The following is a 14,330-nucleotide window of genomic DNA, read 5'->3' as shown; positions in this document are numbered from 1 at the left end:
GCGTCTGGAACGCTGCGCTATAACGGTCGGAAGAGTTCGCCGCCATGGCGACCGACAGCGTCACCACCGCCAACTCCACTTACCGCGCCTGCATCAAGGAAGCGGGTGCCGAAGGCCGCGAGCTGATGCTCGCCGCGATCCGCCGCGCGCGCGAGTCGCTGGGCCTGCGCTCCGGGCGCGCCCGTGATGCGGCCGGGCGGCAGCGGCTGCACGAAGCCGTCGCCCTGCTGGACCGGCACGAAGTCGCGCTGGCCGCCGCCTACCCGCAAGCCTTGCTGATCGAATTCGCGGGCGCGATCGCCGATGCCGGTGCGCGCGGCAAGGGCGGCGCGCTGAGCTTCGCGGACCTGGAGCTGGTCGACGACGACCAGGTGCAGGAATCGGTCGAAGTCGTGCGCACGCAGCAGGCCGTGGCTCTGGAGCGTGCTGCCGCACACGACACCCGCCGCCGCTGCACGGCTGGCGCGCCGCCTGCCGGCGCTGCTCGAGACCTTGCAGGCCGGGCTGAAGTCTGCCGGCTATGCGCAGGTGCAGGTGCGCCGGTTCCTGGACCGCCTGGGCGACCTGCACCAGCGTGCGCTGAAGGGCCAGGCCGCGGTGCCGTCCGAAGGCGACGTGCGTTCGCGCGGCCGCACCGCGGTGGAGCAGTTGCTCGGCCCGATGCTGGACCCGGACGCGTGGATCGCGCCGGCGGAGGCGCAGGACTCCGGCTTCATGGATCCGTCCACGCGCGCGCCGCTGTTCCAGGCGACGCAGGCCGGCTTCGCGACCACGTCGGCCGCCGCCACCGCCGGCGCCGTGTTGCCGCTGGCGCTCTCGGTCGGGCACTGGGTCGAACTGCAGCAGGAGGGCGGGCACGTGCTGCGATGGCAGTTCACGTGGGCCAGCCCGCACGGCACGCTGATGCTGTTCACCGATGCCGCCGGCAAGACGCACTCGATGACGCCGCGGCTTGCGCAGGCGATGGCCGAGGCGGGAACGATGCGGCTGGTCGCTTCGGGTGCGGTGGTGGACGGCGCGCTGGACGCCGTGGCCGACGCCGCGCTGCGCAACTCGCTGGATACCTTCAGGCCCTGACGGTGTTCGCCAGCCGCGAGCGCACCAGGTCGATGTTCGACCGCAACGCGTACAGCTCGTCGGCATAGGACAGCGGCACGTTCACCCGCGCGACGCGATGCTCGAGCGCGTCGAGTTCGCGCGCGAGCTCGGGTGCGTTCTCGGGCTCCTGCGCGCGCCGCTCCTCGATGTCGCGCAGCTGCGCGTACCAGCGGAACACGCGCCGGCGGATGCGGAACGTGTACAGCGGCGGCACGATGCGCGACAGCGGCAGCAGCACCGCGATGATGATGCCCAGCGCCAACCACATGCGCTCGACCAGGTTGGCCAGCCAGAACGGAAGGTAGCGCTGCAGGAAAGGCATGCCGCCCTGGATGGCGCGCTCGGCCTCGCGGGCCACCGGGAATTCGGACTGCTCGATCGACGGGAACGCGCGCGCCCGGTTGAACCAGCCGGCCGACCCGTGCAGGTTGCGCGCCGCCTGCGCGAACAGCTGTACCAGCGCCGGGTGCGTCGTGTCGCGGGAGAGGAGCGCGGTCGTCGTGGCGACCAGCCGCACGTCCTGCGGCGGCAGGTCGCGCGCCAGGTCGACGATGCCGCGCGGCAGCACCACCGGCGCCAGGAACGGCAGCCGGCGCGAATAGGCCTCGTTCTGGGCGAAGTCCATCAGCTTGACGCCCGGCGTCAGCAGCAGCATCTGCACCATGGCCGATTCCGGCGCGGAGGCGAACACGATGGCGTCGATCTCGTGGTTGACGAAGGCGACGGTGGCCGGCGTTTCCTCCAGTTGCGACACGGTGATCGCCGACAGGTCGATGCGGTTGGCCTCGAACAGCTGCCGCATCAGGCGGGGCACGCCGCTGCCGCGGCCGCCGGTGTTCACGCGCAGGCCCGCCAGGTCGCTCAGGGTATGCAGCGTGCCGTCCTGCGCCTTCTTCTTCGCGGCGTCTTCCCAGTAGAACAGCCACACCGGCTCGAGGAACAGGCTGCCCAGCGACTGCAGGCCGGCCGTGCGCTTGGCCACTTCCTCCTCGCTGCGGCCCGACGTCGTGCCGCCCTGCACGAAGCCCAGGTCGACCTTGCCCTCGCGCAGCATGCGTGCGTTCTCCGAGGAGCCCGCGGTGGGCACCAGGTCGACCTGGATGCGGTAGCGCGCCAGTTCGGCCTGGTAGCGCTTGCCGAACTCGTCGTACGCGCTCTGCGCAGGGCCGGTCGCCAGTCGCACGCGCTTGGGCGGATTCGGGTCGAGCCACAGGTACGCGAGCACCAGCAGGGCGATGGCCAGCACCGCCACCGGCCCGGCGGAGATCAGCAGGTCGCGCACCGACACGACCGTGTCGCGCACGGCCTGGGTCATCTTGCGGCGGGCAGGTCGCATGCGGCAGGAAGGTGTAGCGAGCCGAGGGTGAGGCTGCGCGCCGTGAGCACGGCGCGCACCGTGGCGCGCGCGACGGCTTCCGCAGCCAGTGTCGCCAGCAGCAGCATGTCGGGGGGGCGTCCGCTGGTGCCGGTGCCGAGGGCGAACAGCGTGTCGCCGTCGAGCATGGTGTGGGCCGGGCGGATCGCGCGGGCGAAGCCGTCGTGGCCCGCCATCGCGAGGCGCTGCGCCTGCGCCTTGGTGAGCACGGCGTCGGTGGCGACGACGCCGATCGTGGTGTTGGTGCCGGCCAGCAGCCGCCGCGGCGCTTCGCCGGCGAGCAGGGCGGTGCGCGTGTCGCGCAGCGCGCGGCCATCGGGCGTGCGCGCGCCGGCGAGCAGCGTGCCGGTCTCGGGATCCAGCACGTCGCCGACCGCATTGCACGCGACCAGCGCGCCGACCGTGAAGCCGCCGGCGCGAACCGAGGCGGTGCCGATGCCGCCCTTCATCGCGAGGTCGAGGCCGAACACCTTGCCGACGACGGCGCCCGTGCCCGCGCCGACGCAGCCTTCGGCGGGTGGCTGCGCGGACGCTGCTTCGCAGGCCGCTTCGCCGGCGGCCGCATCGGGCCGGATCGACGCATCGCCGACGTGCAGGTCGAACAGGACCGCGGCCGGCACGATGGGGACGCGCGCGACGCCGACGTCGAGGCCGATGCCCTGGCGATCGAGCCAGAGCATCACGCCGCCGGCGGCGTCGAGGCCCCAGGCGGAGCCGCCGGACAGCAGCACCGCATGCACGCGGTCGACGAGGTTGGCGGGAGCGAGCAGGTCGGTTTCGCGCGTTCCCGGCGCGGCGCCGCGGACATCGACGCCGCCGACGGCGCCGGCCCGCGCGAGCACCACGGTGCAGCCGGTGGGGCGCTGCGTGGCGGTCCAGTGGCCGACCTCCAGTCCCGCGACGTCGGTGATCGCGCCAGCGGGCGGGGAAGCGGAAGTCATGCTTGGCATGGCGCAGCCCATCATAGCCGTCAGGTCGGGTGCAGGACGTGTCCCACAGATCCAGCGCGTCGGCACCGACATTCGCCCAACGCTGGGCTTCCTACAGTGGGCGGAGTACCGGCGGCCGCCGGCCCACCACGAACACCACGGAGCAAGCGATGAACAGCGAGACCAGCAACCAGAATCCCTTCCCGACCAGCGCCAGCCAGGGTGGCGGCGCCGACTCGGGCAAAGTGCAGCGCGTGGCGCAGAAGGCTCACGAGGCGATCGACCGCCTGCAGGAGTCCATCGGCACGGGCAGCGACAAGATGATGGGCTGGCAGCAGGAGTACGGCGACATGGCGCGCGAGCAGGTCCGCGCCAGCCCGATCGCCGCCCTCGGCGTCGCGTTCGCCGTCGGCATCGTGTTCTCCAAGCTCTTCATGCGCTGAGCTCAGCTGGCGCATGAAAAAAGGCCGGGCGATGCCCGGCCTTTTCGTTGGGAGTGCGCGCTGGTCAGTCGCGCACGCGGATCTTGCCTTCGCGCACGAAGCGGTCGAACTCGTCGCGCGTGATCGCGGCGGAGTTGGGTTCCCCGTCCTCGACCCAGCCCAACGTGGCGCTGTCGTCCGCCAGCTCGATGTCGACCGGGCCGTCCGGGATCGGCAGCAACATGCCGTCGCCTGCGCGAAAGCTGACGTCGCCGTGGATGAGGGCTTGCTGGGACATGGCGTGCTCCTTTCGTCTGTCCGTGTGGCCCCATTGAGCCAGCAGGACAAGCCGATTTCTGTCAGCGGATGCCTCCAGGCGGTGCGAGCGGCGGTTGGGTTCGCGCGTGCGCCGGGATGGAATCGGGAGGAAGCTCAACGCAGAGGTCGCAGGGCAAGCGCAGAGACCGCGGAGCAGCGACCGTCGTCCCCGCGGAGGCGGGGACCCATCGCTTCCACGAGTGGGCCGTGAAGTCGGAAGCGATGGATTCCCGCCTCCGCGGGAATGACGACGTTCGGCAGCGCCGCCCGCGCTAGCGCGAGTAGCCGCCGTCGTCCTTCGTGCCCTTGCGGCCGCTCTCCTGCCACGCAGTGCGTTGGCCCACCAGCGCCGCGAGTGCTTCCAGTTCCTCGTCGGTGTGGTTGATCGCCTTGGCCGGCGTGAGCACACGGCCGTCCCTGGGTTGCACCTCGCCCCAGAACGCCTGGTGGTAGGTCGACCGCGACACGAGGCGGTCGGGGCCGGCGGCCATGTCGACCACGCCGTAGCAGTTGCAGAAGTAGCTGCGCATCTGCTGCTCGGGGAACACCTCGGTGTAGACGCCCGTGCCGCGGATGCCCGCGGTGAGCGTCGGCGTGACGATGCGGCGCGGTTCGCCCTTGCCCCAGACGCTGGCCACCGCGCCGGTCACCAGCCGCAGCAGGCTCACGGCGTTGAGCGTGTTGCCGCGCTCGACCTGCAACCGCGTGTTCTGCCGCACCTGGAAGGCCGCACTGCCGATGACGAACACCAGCGTGCTGCCCGGGCCGGTCTGCAGCTCGTCGCCGGTCTGGATGACGGTGTCGCGCGTGACCGGGAGGCCATTGAGCGTGGCGTCGCCACGCAATTCAACGATGTTGCTGCGCCGCTGCGCGAACGCGCTGCCGAACCCACCTGCGGCGGTCCAGGCGGCGGCGGCTTGCAGGAAGCCGCGGCGCTGGAACCAGAGGACTTCCGCTTCGGTGCGTCCTTGCAGGTGGTGCTGGGTCATGGCGATGCTCCGTCGAGGGGCTGGGAAGTCCCTGGGGCTGGGTCCGCGGTGAAGCTGTCGCGGAAGGTGAAGTAGGTCGACGCCATCATCATCGACGCGACGGCGATCAGCAGCGGCCCGGCGACGAACGCGCCGCCCAGCGGACCGACGGCCTTCGCCAGCACCAGCAGCACCCCCATCGCCAGGGCGACGACCGCGGACCAGGCCAGGCCGAAGGTGACGAAGGCGCCCAGGTTGCGCCACAGCGCGACGACGCTGAAGAACAGCGCCTTGGTCGCCGGCACCCCGTGCCAGTGCGACAGCGCCGGCGCATAGCAAAAGAGGATGCTGACAGGCAGCTGCACCAGCGTGGCCACCAGCCGCGCCGGCGTGAACAGCAGCAGCGGGTCGTCCTCCGGCGCCTGCGCCGGCATCGGGAACAGCAGCGACACGCCCAGCACCAGCACCAGGATGATCAGCGCGTGCGCCACCCCCAGTTGCAGCAGCACGCGCGTGCGCTCGCGCCCCTGGCGAAAGCCTGCGAACAGGCGGCTGGGCAAGGCGATGCGGCCTTCGGCGGCGTCACGCGTGGCCACCATGAAGCCCAGCGCGCCCGCGGGCACCAGCACCAGCGCGAACCCGAGGCCGACGACCGGGACCATGGCCAGCAGGACGATGCTGAACCAGTACATGAAGAACAGGCCCGAGAACGCGAGCGGCTGGCGCGCGAAGGTCTGGATGCCGAGACGGACCCAGGCGATGCCGGTGCGCGGCGGGACGACGAGGAGTTTCATGGAGGGACGCTGGGCAGGGGCCCCGCAGCGCGGAGCCTGGCCAATTTAACGCATCGACCGGTCCGCGCTCTCAGGCGGCGACCGGGTGCTCGACGCGGTGGCGCAGGACGCGCTCGAAATGCGAAGGGTCGTGCGGCTGCAGCAGCGAGGCCTCGCGCGGCAGGTGCAGGTCCCACAGGCGCGAGATCCAGAAGCGCAGCGCGCCGGCGCGCAGCATCGCCGGCAGCAGGCGCCGCTCGGCGGCCTGCAGCGGACGCACGCGGTCGTACGCGTCCAGCAGCGCGCGAGCACGCACGTCGTCGTGCGCGCCCGTGGCCAGGTCGATGCACCAGTCGTTCAGGCACACGGCCAGGTCGAACAGCCAGGTGTCGACGCCGGCGAAGTAGAAGTCGAACAGGCCGGTGAGCGCGCCCTCCTGGAACATCACGTTGTCGCGGAACAGGTCCGCGTGCACGGCGCCGCGCGGCAATGCGGTGGCCGCGGACGAGGCCGCAATGTGGTTCTGGTAGGCCAGTTCGCTGCGCAACAGCGCGGCCTGCGCCTCGTCGACGAAGGGCAGCACCACGGGCACGGTCTCGTTCCACCAGGGCAGCGCGCGCAGGTTGGGCTGCGTCAGCGGGAAGTCGCGCGCGGCCAGGTGCATGCGCGCGAGCATCTCGCCGACGGCGGCGCAATGGGCGGCGGTGGGCTGCAGCTCGCTGCGGCCGGCCAGCCTGTCGACGATGGCCGCGGGCTTGCCGCACAGCAGGTGCACCAGGTCGCCGGCAGCGTCGGCCTGCGGGTCGGGCACCGGGATGCCGTGCTGCGCCAGGTGCTTCATCAGGCGCAGGTAGAACGGCAGCTGCTGCGCGGTGAGCCGCTCGAACAGCGTCAGCACCCACTCGGTGCGCTGGCCGTCCTGCTCCGTCGTGGCGAAGTAGTTGGTGTTCTCGATGCCGCCCTGGATGCCGCGCAGCTCGACGAGGTCGCCCAGGCCCAGCCGTGCGAACAGGCTGCGTGCGTCGTCCTCCGGAACCTCGGTGTAGACCGCCATCGCGCGCGGCGGCTCAGAACTTCAGGACGGTCCAGGAACGCGTGCCGCCCGTTTCCGAGCTGCCACTGCGGTCCTGGCGATCGCGCTGCCGGCCCGGCTTCGTGGGCTCGACCTGGTACTCGGGCACGTCGGCCTTGGGCTGGACGGTGATGGTCTGCGTCTGCCCGCCCACGCGCAGTTCCTCGATGCGGCTGCCGGCGTCCTCGTGGACGATGCGCTCGATCTTCTGGTTGCGCCGCCCCGGCGCGGCCGGGTCGTCCTGGGCATGGACGGCCGCTGCTGCGGCGATCAGGGCGAAGGCAAGGGCGGAGCGCATGGGCTTCATTGTAGGCCCGGCACAATCAGGGCATGAGCGACAACGAAGCGACCGGCCACCCCAAGACGCTGCTGCTGGTGGACGGATCGAGCTACCTGTACCGCGCGTTCCATGCGATGCCCGACCTGCGGGCGGTGCCCGGGGATCCCACGAGCCCGGCCACGGGGGCGATCCGCGGGATGATCAACATGATGCAGAAGCTGCGCAAGGACGTGCGCGCCGACTATGCGGCGTGCGTGTTCGACGCGCCGGGAAAGACCTTCCGCGACGACCTGTACCCGGACTACAAGGCCAACCGCTCGCCGATGCCGCCCGAGCTGCGCACGCAGATCGAGCCGATCCACGAAGTGGTGCGCCTCCTCGGCTGGAAGGTGCTGAACGTGCCCGGCGTGGAAGCCGACGACGTGATCGGCACGCTGTCGTGCATGGCGACCGCGCGCGGACTGCGCACCGTCATCTCGTCGGGCGACAAGGACCTGTCGCAGCTGGTGAACGAGCACGTGATGGTGATCGACACCATGAACGACAAGGTGCGCGACCTGGCTGGCGTCGAGGCCGAGTTCGGCGTGCCGCCGCGGCTGATGGTCGACTACCAGGCGCTGGTGGGCGACAGCGTGGACAACGTGCCGGGCGTCGACAAGGTCGGGCCGAAGACGGCGGTCAAGCTGCTGACCGAATTCGGTTCGCTCGACGCGCTGATCGAACGCGCGGCGGACGTGAAGGGGGCCGTCGGCGAGAACCTGCGCAAGGCGCTCGGCTGGCTGCCCACCGGCCGCGAGCTGCTGCGCATCAAGCAGGACTGCGACCTACAGGACCACATCCCCGGCCTGCCGGAGCTGGAGGACATCCGCATCGGCGGGCAGGACGTCGAGAAGCTCAAGGTCTTCTACGAGAAGTACGGCCTGCGTGGCCTGGTCAAGCAGCTGGAGGCGCACGACGTCCCGCCGGAACTGCTGGAGGAGCACCGCTCGCAGAAGAAGGTCGGCGCGGGGCCCGGCCCCGGCGGCCTGTTCGAGGAGCCGGACCTGTCGGGGCTGTCGCGGGCGACCAACCTCCAGTACGAAACCATCATCGCCTGGGAGCAGTTCGACGCCTGGCTGCCCAAGCTGCTGGCAGCCGACCTGGTGGCGTTGGACACCGAGACCAATTCGCTGGACGAGATGCAGGCCGAGATCATCGGCCTGTCGTTCTCGACCGAGCCCGGCGTGGCCGCGTACATCCCGCTGGCGCACAGCTACGCGGGCGCGCCCGACCAGCTGCCGCGCGACGAGGTGCTCGCGCGCCTGAAGCCCTGGCTGGAAGACGCCTCGCGCGCCAAGCTGGGCCAGCACGTGAAGTACGACCGCCACGTGTTCGCCAACCACGGCATCGAGGTGCGGGGCTACGTGCACGACACCATGCTGCAAAGCTACGTGCTGGAAGTGCACAAGCCGCACTCGCTGGCGTCGCTGGCCGAGCGGCACCTGGGCCGCAGCGGCATCGACTTCGAGACCATCGCCGGCAAGGGCGCGCACCAGATCCCGTTCCAGCAGGTGCCGATCGACAAGGCGGCCGAGTACTCGTGCGAGGACTCCGACCAGTGCCTGGACGTGCACCAGTGCCTGTGGCCGAAGCTGGAACGCGACCCGAAGCTGAAGTTCATCTACGACCTGGAGATGAAGAGCAGCGAGACGCTGTTCCGCATCGAGCGGCACGGCGTGCTGATCGACGCCGGGCTGCTGGCGCGCCAGAGCCACGAGATGGGGCAGCGCATCCTGCAACTGGAAAAGGAAGCGCACGACCTCGCCGGCCAGCCATTCAACCTTGGCAGCCCCAAGCAGATCGGCGAGATCTTCTTCACCAAGCTGGGCCTGCCGGTGGTGAAGAAGACCGCGAGCGGCGCGCCGAGCACGGACGAGGAAGTGCTGGAGAAGCTGGCCGAGGACTACCCGCTGCCCGCGAAGATCCTCGAGCACCGCGGCCTCTCCAAGCTGAAGGGCACGTACACGGACAAGCTGCCGCAGATGGTGCATCCGCGGACCGGGCGAGTGCACACGCACTATGCGCAGGCCGTCGCGGTGACGGGCCGGCTGTCGTCCAACGATCCCAACCTGCAGAACATCCCGGTGAAGACGGCCGAGGGCCGCCGCATCCGCGAGGCCTTCATCGCGCCGGCCGGGCACCGCATCGCCAGCGCCGACTACAGCCAGATCGAGCTGCGCATCATGGCCCACCTGTCGGAGGACCCGGCGCTGCTGCGCGCGTTCAACGAAGGCCTGGACGTGCACCGCGCCACGGCCAGCGAGGTGTTCGGCGTCGAACCTGCCCAGGTGTCGAGCGAGCAGCGCCGCTATGCGAAGGTCATCAACTTCGGCCTGATCTACGGCATGAGCAGCTTCGGGCTGGCGCGCAACCTCGGCATCGAGACCAAGGCCGCGGCCGCGTACATCGACCGCTACTTCCAACGCTATCCCGGCGTCAAGCAGTACATGGACGAGACGCGCGCGTCGGCCAAGGAGCGCGGCTACGTCGAGACCGTGTTCGGCCGCCGGCTGTACCTGCCCGAGATCAACTCGCCCAACGGCCCGCGTCGCGGCGGCGCCGAGCGGCAGGCGATCAACGCACCGATGCAGGGCACCGCCGCCGACCTGATCAAGCTGTCGATGGTTCGCATCCAGGACCTGCTCGACCAGCAGGGCAAGGGCACGAAGATGATCATGCAGGTGCACGACGAACTGGTGTTCGAGGTGCCCGAGGACGAGGTCGAGTGGGTGCGTGCCGAGGTGCCGCGCCACATGGCCGGCGTGGCCGAACTGCGCGTGCCCCTGCTCGCGGAGATCGGGATCGGCGAGAACTGGGAGAAGGCGCACTGACGCGCGTGCGGCCGCGCACGTGAAGGAGTTGGCACCGCCGAGCCCTGTGCCCGGCCGCTGGCGCTTTCGACAGCGCCGTGACAGCCCCCGACCGTATGATCCGCGCGTCCATGGCGAAGCCTCCCACTCCCAACCCGTTCGTTCCCTTCTTCCCGGGGGATCGCGCGACCGCGCCGATGGCGCTGGAGGAGGAGAGCGAGTCGGCCTGGCAGCGGTTCCAGGAGTTGCACGACGCGCACCAGCAGCCGTTCGCGCCCACCGAGCCGGCCCAGGCGCCCACATCGGCGCGCAGCTTCATGGCGACGCAGCCGCTCGACCGCGCATCGACGCTTCCCGCCAAGCCGGCCCCCGTGTCGCGCAGGACGCTCACGCTCGACCAGGTGATGGTGCTCGCGCGGCGCAACAACCGCGCCTGCCCGATGCCCGGTGCGTGGGCCCAACTGGTCACGCTGTTGCCGTCGCGCGAACAGCGCGGCAGCACCATCGCGCCGCCGCCGCCCATCGACGGCCCGGCATGGGGCGCGGTCTCACCGATGCAGAAGCGCCTGCGCCTGCGCGACCAGATCGAATGGGCCGAGCAGGCCGGCGTGCTGGCGGTCGTGCACGACTTCCTGGCCGCCCTGCCCGAGGAGCAGTGGCTGCACATGTGACGCTGCGCGGCCTTCGCCGCGGCTTCGTCTCAATGTGTGTAGCGTGCTTGTGGCCCCTGCGGCCCACGCCTATAACGGGGCGCGTGTTCAGGGTGTCTGCGACGCCACCACCGACAGGTCCAGCGGCGTGGCCCACGGGTCGCCTGCCATGCCGGCGATGACCCCGTAGAACAGCGAGCACGTCACGACGACCGCTGCCAGTGCGGCGGTCGCCCGCAGCAACGACGAAAGCGGGGACTCTGGGTCATGGTGCATGGTGGAACTCCTTGTCGGTGGCCAGCAAGCGTGGGCGGCACCCGCTGAAGGCGCATGAAGGCGTGCTGAATGGAGCTGAATCGTCCTGAGCCCGTGCATGCGTGGCGGTGCGGCGACCTCGTGATCGACCCGCACCGGCGCGCGGTGCTCCGCGGCGGCCATCCGTGTCCCCTTGGTGCCCGCGCGTTCGACGTGCTGGTGGCGCTGGTCGAGCGCAGCGACCGCGTCGTCGGCAAGCACGAACTGCTCGACCTGATCTGGCCCGACAGCGTGGTCGAGGAGAACAACCTGCAGGTCCACATCAGTGCGCTGCGCAAGCTGATGGGACCGGGGGCGATCGCCACGGTGCCCGGCCGCGGCTACCGCTTCACCGCACCGGTGCAGCCGTCGCACGCCGCCGGCTTCGCGTGGCACCAGCGTGCCGGGTCGCCGGTGCTGGCGCTGCGCCCCCGCTTCTGCGCGTTCGTCGTCGCCAGCCTCGATGGCTTCGTCGCGCGCGAGGATGGCGGGCTGGACTGGTTGCAGGAGGCCAGCACCCGCATGCCGCCCGGCGAGGATTGCGGCTACGGCGCTTTCCTCGACGGCGTCGACATGCTCGTGATGGGCCGCCGCACGTTCGAGCGCGTGCGCTCGACGCCGCCGTGGCCGTACCCGGCCAAGCCGGTGCATGTCCTCAGTCGCAGCCTGGACGGCGTGCCGGCCGGGCCCGCGGGCGACGTGACGATCAGCGCGGAGCCGCCGGGCAACCTCGCGAAGCGCCTGCAGCAGCAAGGCATGGGGCGGGTGTCGGTCGACGGCGGCAAGACGCTGCTGGCCTTCCTGCGCGAGGGCCTGCTGGACGAACTGGTGGTGACGACGATCCCCGTGCTGCTTGGGCGCGGCCGCCCGCTGTTCGGGCCGGTGGAACGCGACACCGCGTACACGCACGCCGGCACGCGCACCTGGCCGTTCGGGTTCGTGCAGTCGACGTGGCGGCGGGCTTGATCGGCGGAAGGGATTTCGCAAGACGCGCACACCGGCGCCTTCGCGCCGCCGTCGTCCCCGCGGAGGCGGGGACCCATCGCTTCCCCGATCAACGAGGATGGAAGCGATGGATTCCCGCCTTCGCGGGAATGACGGGCGTGAGCGCTGACCCTAGAGCAGCCCGCGCGCCAGCACGGCCGCGCGCACGTCCGCCGGCCCGCGCACGAGCACGGCGTCGATGCCGAGCGCCTTCGCTGCGTCGACGTTGTCCTGCAGGTCGTCGAAGAACAGCACCTCGCCCGGCGCCAGCGAGAGCACGTCCAGCACGTGGCGGAAGCTCTCGGGCGACGGCTTGCGGTGGCCGATCTCGTGCGAGACGAACACGCGGTCGAAGCGCGGCAGCAGCGCCGGGAACACGCGGCCGATCGCGTCGACGTGCGTCGCGTTGGTGTTCGACAGGGCATGGCACGGCACGCCGCGGGCACGCAGCGCGTCGATGACGTCCAGCGTCTCCGCGATCTCGTGCAGCAGGATCGCGTTCCAGCCCGCCTCGACGTGCGCGTCGTCGCACTGCAGGCCGAGCGTCTCGCGCAGATGCCCGAAGTAGCCCGCAGCGGGCAGGTGCCCGGTCTCGTGGCGGCGGAACGGCTCGTCGACGACGAAGCGTCGGCGCACCTCGGCTGGGGGATGCACCGAGCGCGCGGCCCAGTGCGCGAGGGCGGGTTCCCAGTCGACGTGGAGGACGACGTTGCCGAGGTCGAAGAGGGTGGCGTGGAGGGGCATGGGCCGACTCTACAGGGCCAGGAACGCCGCACGATGGACAGTTCCAGCGAGGAACGGAGCTCAGCGCCGCTGGTAGAACGTGAATCTTCCAATCTTGCGGACCGGATGCAAGGACGCCAACTCCCGTCCGAAGGCAGGATCCTGCGAGAGGTAGTCCAGGAAATCGAAGTCGTCCGGCATCTCCCGGGGATGGTTTTCGACGATGACGATATCGGGGCGATTCCTGACGAAATCCTCCACGAGAGTGGCACGCAGACGCTTCTCGGTTCCGTGTTCGTGCTGCAAGATCGACGCGGAGAGCAACTGCATGACCGGCAGCCGCGATGCATTGCTGTTTCCCGGCAGCGTGACGAGCGGGTAGATGGTGCGGACCGTGTTCGATAGGACAACGATCTTCCCTCCGCCCAGCTCCTCGACCAGGGGCCGGAACGCAGGAAGAAAGGGGTTCGCCCTCAAGGCGAGGAAGGGCGTGGCGGCGAGCAAGGCCGCGTTGGCAAGGACGACGACCGTCGTCAGGGTGCCGGTGGCCGTCAAGCGCGACACGGCCGCTCCGAGTGCGAGCAGCGAGATCGCGAAGAACGGGTACCAGTGGTAGCTCCAACCCTTCGCTTGGGTCGCTGCGGAGAGCGCGAAGCCCAGTGCCGCGCAAGAGAGCACCGAGGCCGATGCTGGACGGGCGTTCCGCGCGATCAGCGACGCGAGCAGGCACCCGCATCCCAGTTGGAAGTTGAACTCGTGCAGGAATGCCCACGGGGAAATGCCGAGGAAATTGAACGCGTAGATCTTCGCCAGCATTCCCGCCATCGCGATGTATTGGGGGGCGATCAGGGCGACAGCTGCACCGTAGACCGCAAGAGATCCGGCGAACGCGATGATGGTGGCCTTGCATGGCCGCTTGTTCAGGAGCAGCCATCCTTCCACAAGCATCGGGACGAGCAGGAAATGAGGTTTGATGAGAAGTCCCATGGCTGCCGGCAGCGCGACGCCGAGACGCACGCCCCGCGCGGGCGGGGTGCCCTGGAAGCGCAGCATGGCGGTCGCGATGTACGGGAGCGATGCCAGCAGGGCGAGGTGTTCACGCTGGCCGAAGTCGTACGCCGCCGCCGGAGCCGCCGCTAGCCAGACCACGAGGCGCAGGGACGAACCTGCCCGCAGGAGGCGTGCGGTGGCGACCACCGAGCCGGCCGCAGCCAGGATCACCACGACCCGGAACAGGTCGCCGATGTTCAGCCGGAGCAGGTCGGCGGCTGCTGCGAAGGGAATCCCGATCCAGGCGATCAGCGGTGGGCTCACGTCGATGACGTCGACGTAATGGCGGGCGCCGAGCCGAATCTGGTCGCTGACGGACAGTAGCCATGCGACATCGTGGTTGATCGGATACATGAACACCGATACGGCACCCATGCAGATGCAAGCGACGAAGAGCGCATCGGCTTCGATGCTGTAGTTCACGGGGCGGGCGAGGCTCGCGCTGGATTCCATGGCGAGTCCATTACACCGCCGACCGGCAGGCGAATGGATGGGTGAAATGTCCTGCGTCGAGCGACCCGCCGCTGGTGTCGTGCGGGCTGGGG

The 14,330-nt window shown here is 70.2% G+C and carries 16 protein-coding genes; 5 read left to right on the top strand and 11 right to left on the bottom strand.

Annotated features, from left to right (window positions below):
• Positions 1 to 17: 17 nt before the first annotated feature.
• Positions 18 to 437 carry a hypothetical protein gene (locus tag I8E28_RS15645; protein ID WP_200788990.1) on the bottom strand — a complete coding sequence of 140 codons (420 nt, stop codon included), beginning with the start codon at positions 435 to 437 and terminating at the stop codon, positions 18 to 20.
• On the opposite strand from I8E28_RS15645, the gene I8E28_RS15640 reads away from it, so the two are divergent.
• Positions 424 to 1,077 (top strand): DUF1631 family protein, encoded by a 654-nt coding sequence (locus I8E28_RS15640; RefSeq protein WP_200788989.1) that lies wholly within the window; start codon positions 424 to 426, stop codon positions 1,075 to 1,077. The genes I8E28_RS15645 and I8E28_RS15640 overlap by 14 nt on opposite strands.
• Here the strand turns inward: I8E28_RS15640 and I8E28_RS15635 are convergent.
• The gene (locus I8E28_RS15635; protein WP_200790421.1) at positions 1,067 to 2,413 is read right to left on the bottom strand and encodes a TAXI family TRAP transporter solute-binding subunit; all 1,347 of its coding nucleotides are present in this window, start codon (positions 2,411 to 2,413) and stop codon (positions 1,067 to 1,069) included. The two genes, I8E28_RS15640 and I8E28_RS15635, sit on opposite strands and share 11 nt — an antisense overlap.
• The gene (locus tag I8E28_RS15630; protein ID WP_420850220.1) at positions 2,410 to 3,414 is read right to left on the bottom strand and encodes a P1 family peptidase; all 1,005 of its coding nucleotides are present in this window, start codon (positions 3,412 to 3,414) and stop codon (positions 2,410 to 2,412) included. Before I8E28_RS15630 ends, I8E28_RS15635 begins: the two co-directional genes overlap by 4 nt.
• Positions 3,415 to 3,572: 158 nt before the next feature.
• Here I8E28_RS15630 and I8E28_RS15625 point away from each other — a divergent pair, with 158 nt between their 5' ends.
• Positions 3,573 to 3,845, top strand: a complete 273-nt coding sequence (locus I8E28_RS15625) for a hypothetical protein (protein WP_200788987.1) — start codon at positions 3,573 to 3,575, stop codon at positions 3,843 to 3,845.
• Positions 3,846 to 3,909: 64 nt separating this feature from the next.
• Here the strand turns inward: I8E28_RS15625 and I8E28_RS15620 are convergent, their stop codons facing one another.
• From I8E28_RS15620 to I8E28_RS15600, 5 genes are all read right to left on the bottom strand, one after another.
• The gene (locus tag I8E28_RS15620; RefSeq protein ID WP_200788986.1) at positions 3,910 to 4,122 is read right to left on the bottom strand and encodes a hypothetical protein; all 213 of its coding nucleotides are present in this window, start codon (positions 4,120 to 4,122) and stop codon (positions 3,910 to 3,912) included.
• 292 nt (positions 4,123 to 4,414) lie between these two features.
• On the bottom strand, positions 4,415 to 5,131 hold the full coding sequence (locus I8E28_RS15615) for a twin-arginine translocation signal domain-containing protein (protein ID WP_200788985.1): 717 nt from the start codon (positions 5,129 to 5,131) through the stop codon (positions 4,415 to 4,417).
• A complete protein-coding gene (locus tag I8E28_RS15610; protein ID WP_200788984.1) occupies positions 5,128 to 5,904 on the bottom strand; it encodes a BPSS1780 family membrane protein in 777 nt (258 codons plus the stop codon). The genes I8E28_RS15615 and I8E28_RS15610 overlap by 4 nt, the downstream gene beginning before the upstream one ends.
• A 70-nt stretch (positions 5,905 to 5,974) precedes the next feature.
• Complete coding sequence (locus I8E28_RS15605) at positions 5,975 to 6,937, bottom strand: homoserine kinase (RefSeq protein ID WP_200788983.1); 963 nt, start codon at positions 6,935 to 6,937, stop codon at positions 5,975 to 5,977.
• A gap of 13 nt (positions 6,938 to 6,950) precedes the next feature.
• Positions 6,951 to 7,253: a hypothetical protein gene (locus I8E28_RS15600; protein ID WP_200788982.1), complete on the bottom strand. Its 303-nt coding sequence runs from the start codon at positions 7,251 to 7,253 to the stop codon at positions 6,951 to 6,953.
• A gap of 32 nt (positions 7,254 to 7,285) precedes the next feature.
• Between I8E28_RS15600 and polA the strand changes: the two genes are divergently transcribed.
• Together polA and I8E28_RS15590 are read left to right on the top strand one after the other, a co-directional pair.
• The gene (gene polA / locus I8E28_RS15595) at positions 7,286 to 10,105 is read left to right on the top strand and encodes a DNA polymerase I (RefSeq protein WP_200788981.1); all 2,820 of its coding nucleotides are present in this window, start codon (positions 7,286 to 7,288) and stop codon (positions 10,103 to 10,105) included.
• Positions 10,106 to 10,215: 110 nt separating this feature from the next.
• Complete coding sequence (locus tag I8E28_RS15590; protein WP_200788980.1) at positions 10,216 to 10,755, top strand: hypothetical protein; 540 nt, start codon at positions 10,216 to 10,218, stop codon at positions 10,753 to 10,755.
• An 87-nt stretch (positions 10,756 to 10,842) separates the two neighbouring features.
• On the opposite strand, the gene I8E28_RS15585 is transcribed toward I8E28_RS15590, so the two are convergent.
• Positions 10,843 to 11,010 carry a hypothetical protein gene (locus I8E28_RS15585; RefSeq protein ID WP_200788979.1) on the bottom strand — a complete coding sequence of 56 codons (168 nt, stop codon included), beginning with the start codon at positions 11,008 to 11,010 and terminating at the stop codon, positions 10,843 to 10,845.
• Positions 11,011 to 11,079: 69 nt separating this feature from the next.
• On the opposite strand from I8E28_RS15585, the gene I8E28_RS15580 reads away from it, so the two are divergent.
• Positions 11,080 to 11,994, top strand: a complete 915-nt coding sequence (locus tag I8E28_RS15580; RefSeq protein ID WP_239027250.1) for a winged helix-turn-helix domain-containing protein — start codon at positions 11,080 to 11,082, stop codon at positions 11,992 to 11,994.
• Between the two features lie 150 nt (positions 11,995 to 12,144).
• On the opposite strand, the gene I8E28_RS15575 is transcribed toward I8E28_RS15580, so the two are convergent.
• Both I8E28_RS15575 and I8E28_RS15570 read right to left on the bottom strand, forming a co-directional pair.
• Complete coding sequence (locus I8E28_RS15575) at positions 12,145 to 12,756, bottom strand: HAD family hydrolase (RefSeq protein WP_200788978.1); 612 nt, start codon at positions 12,754 to 12,756, stop codon at positions 12,145 to 12,147.
• A gap of 60 nt (positions 12,757 to 12,816) precedes the next feature.
• Positions 12,817 to 14,238 (bottom strand): hypothetical protein, encoded by a 1,422-nt coding sequence (locus tag I8E28_RS15570; protein WP_200788977.1) that lies wholly within the window; start codon positions 14,236 to 14,238, stop codon positions 12,817 to 12,819.
• Positions 14,239 to 14,330: the final 92 nt, after the last annotated feature.

Origin of the sequence: Ramlibacter algicola (assembly GCF_016641735.1) — a bacterium.
GTDB classification, from domain to species: Bacteria; Pseudomonadota; Gammaproteobacteria; order Burkholderiales; family Burkholderiaceae_C; genus Ramlibacter; species Ramlibacter algicola.
This window is presented reverse-complemented; position numbering and strand designations above follow the sequence as displayed.

Excerpts from the sequence above, each read along its gene's own strand:
- I8E28_RS15635 (WP_200790421.1), bottom strand. The coding sequence starts at position 2,413 with ATGACCCAGGCCGTGCGCGACACGGTCGTGTCGGTGCGCGACCTGCTG.
- I8E28_RS15630 (WP_420850220.1), bottom strand. The coding sequence starts at position 3,414 with ATGACTTCCGCTTCCCCGCCCGCTGGCGCGATCACCGACGTCGCGGGA.
- I8E28_RS15625 (WP_200788987.1), top strand. The coding sequence starts at position 3,573 with ATGAACAGCGAGACCAGCAACCAGAATCCCTTCCCGACCAGCGCCAGC.
- I8E28_RS15620 (WP_200788986.1), bottom strand. The coding sequence starts at position 4,122 with ATGTCCCAGCAAGCCCTCATCCACGGCGACGTCAGCTTTCGCGCAGGC.
- I8E28_RS15615 (WP_200788985.1), bottom strand. The coding sequence starts at position 5,131 with ATGACCCAGCACCACCTGCAAGGACGCACCGAAGCGGAAGTCCTCTGG.
- I8E28_RS15610 (WP_200788984.1), bottom strand. The coding sequence starts at position 5,904 with ATGAAACTCCTCGTCGTCCCGCCGCGCACCGGCATCGCCTGGGTCCGT.
- I8E28_RS15605 (WP_200788983.1), bottom strand. The coding sequence starts at position 6,937 with ATGGCGGTCTACACCGAGGTTCCGGAGGACGACGCACGCAGCCTGTTC.
- I8E28_RS15600 (WP_200788982.1), bottom strand. The coding sequence starts at position 7,253 with ATGCGCTCCGCCCTTGCCTTCGCCCTGATCGCCGCAGCAGCGGCCGTC.
- polA (WP_200788981.1), top strand. The coding sequence starts at position 7,286 with ATGAGCGACAACGAAGCGACCGGCCACCCCAAGACGCTGCTGCTGGTG.
- I8E28_RS15590 (WP_200788980.1), top strand. The coding sequence starts at position 10,216 with ATGGCGAAGCCTCCCACTCCCAACCCGTTCGTTCCCTTCTTCCCGGGG.
- I8E28_RS15585 (WP_200788979.1), bottom strand. The coding sequence starts at position 11,010 with ATGCACCATGACCCAGAGTCCCCGCTTTCGTCGTTGCTGCGGGCGACC.
- I8E28_RS15580 (WP_239027250.1), top strand. The coding sequence starts at position 11,080 with ATGGAGCTGAATCGTCCTGAGCCCGTGCATGCGTGGCGGTGCGGCGAC.
- I8E28_RS15575 (WP_200788978.1), bottom strand. The coding sequence starts at position 12,756 with ATGCCCCTCCACGCCACCCTCTTCGACCTCGGCAACGTCGTCCTCCAC.
- I8E28_RS15570 (WP_200788977.1), bottom strand. The coding sequence starts at position 14,238 with ATGGAATCCAGCGCGAGCCTCGCCCGCCCCGTGAACTACAGCATCGAA.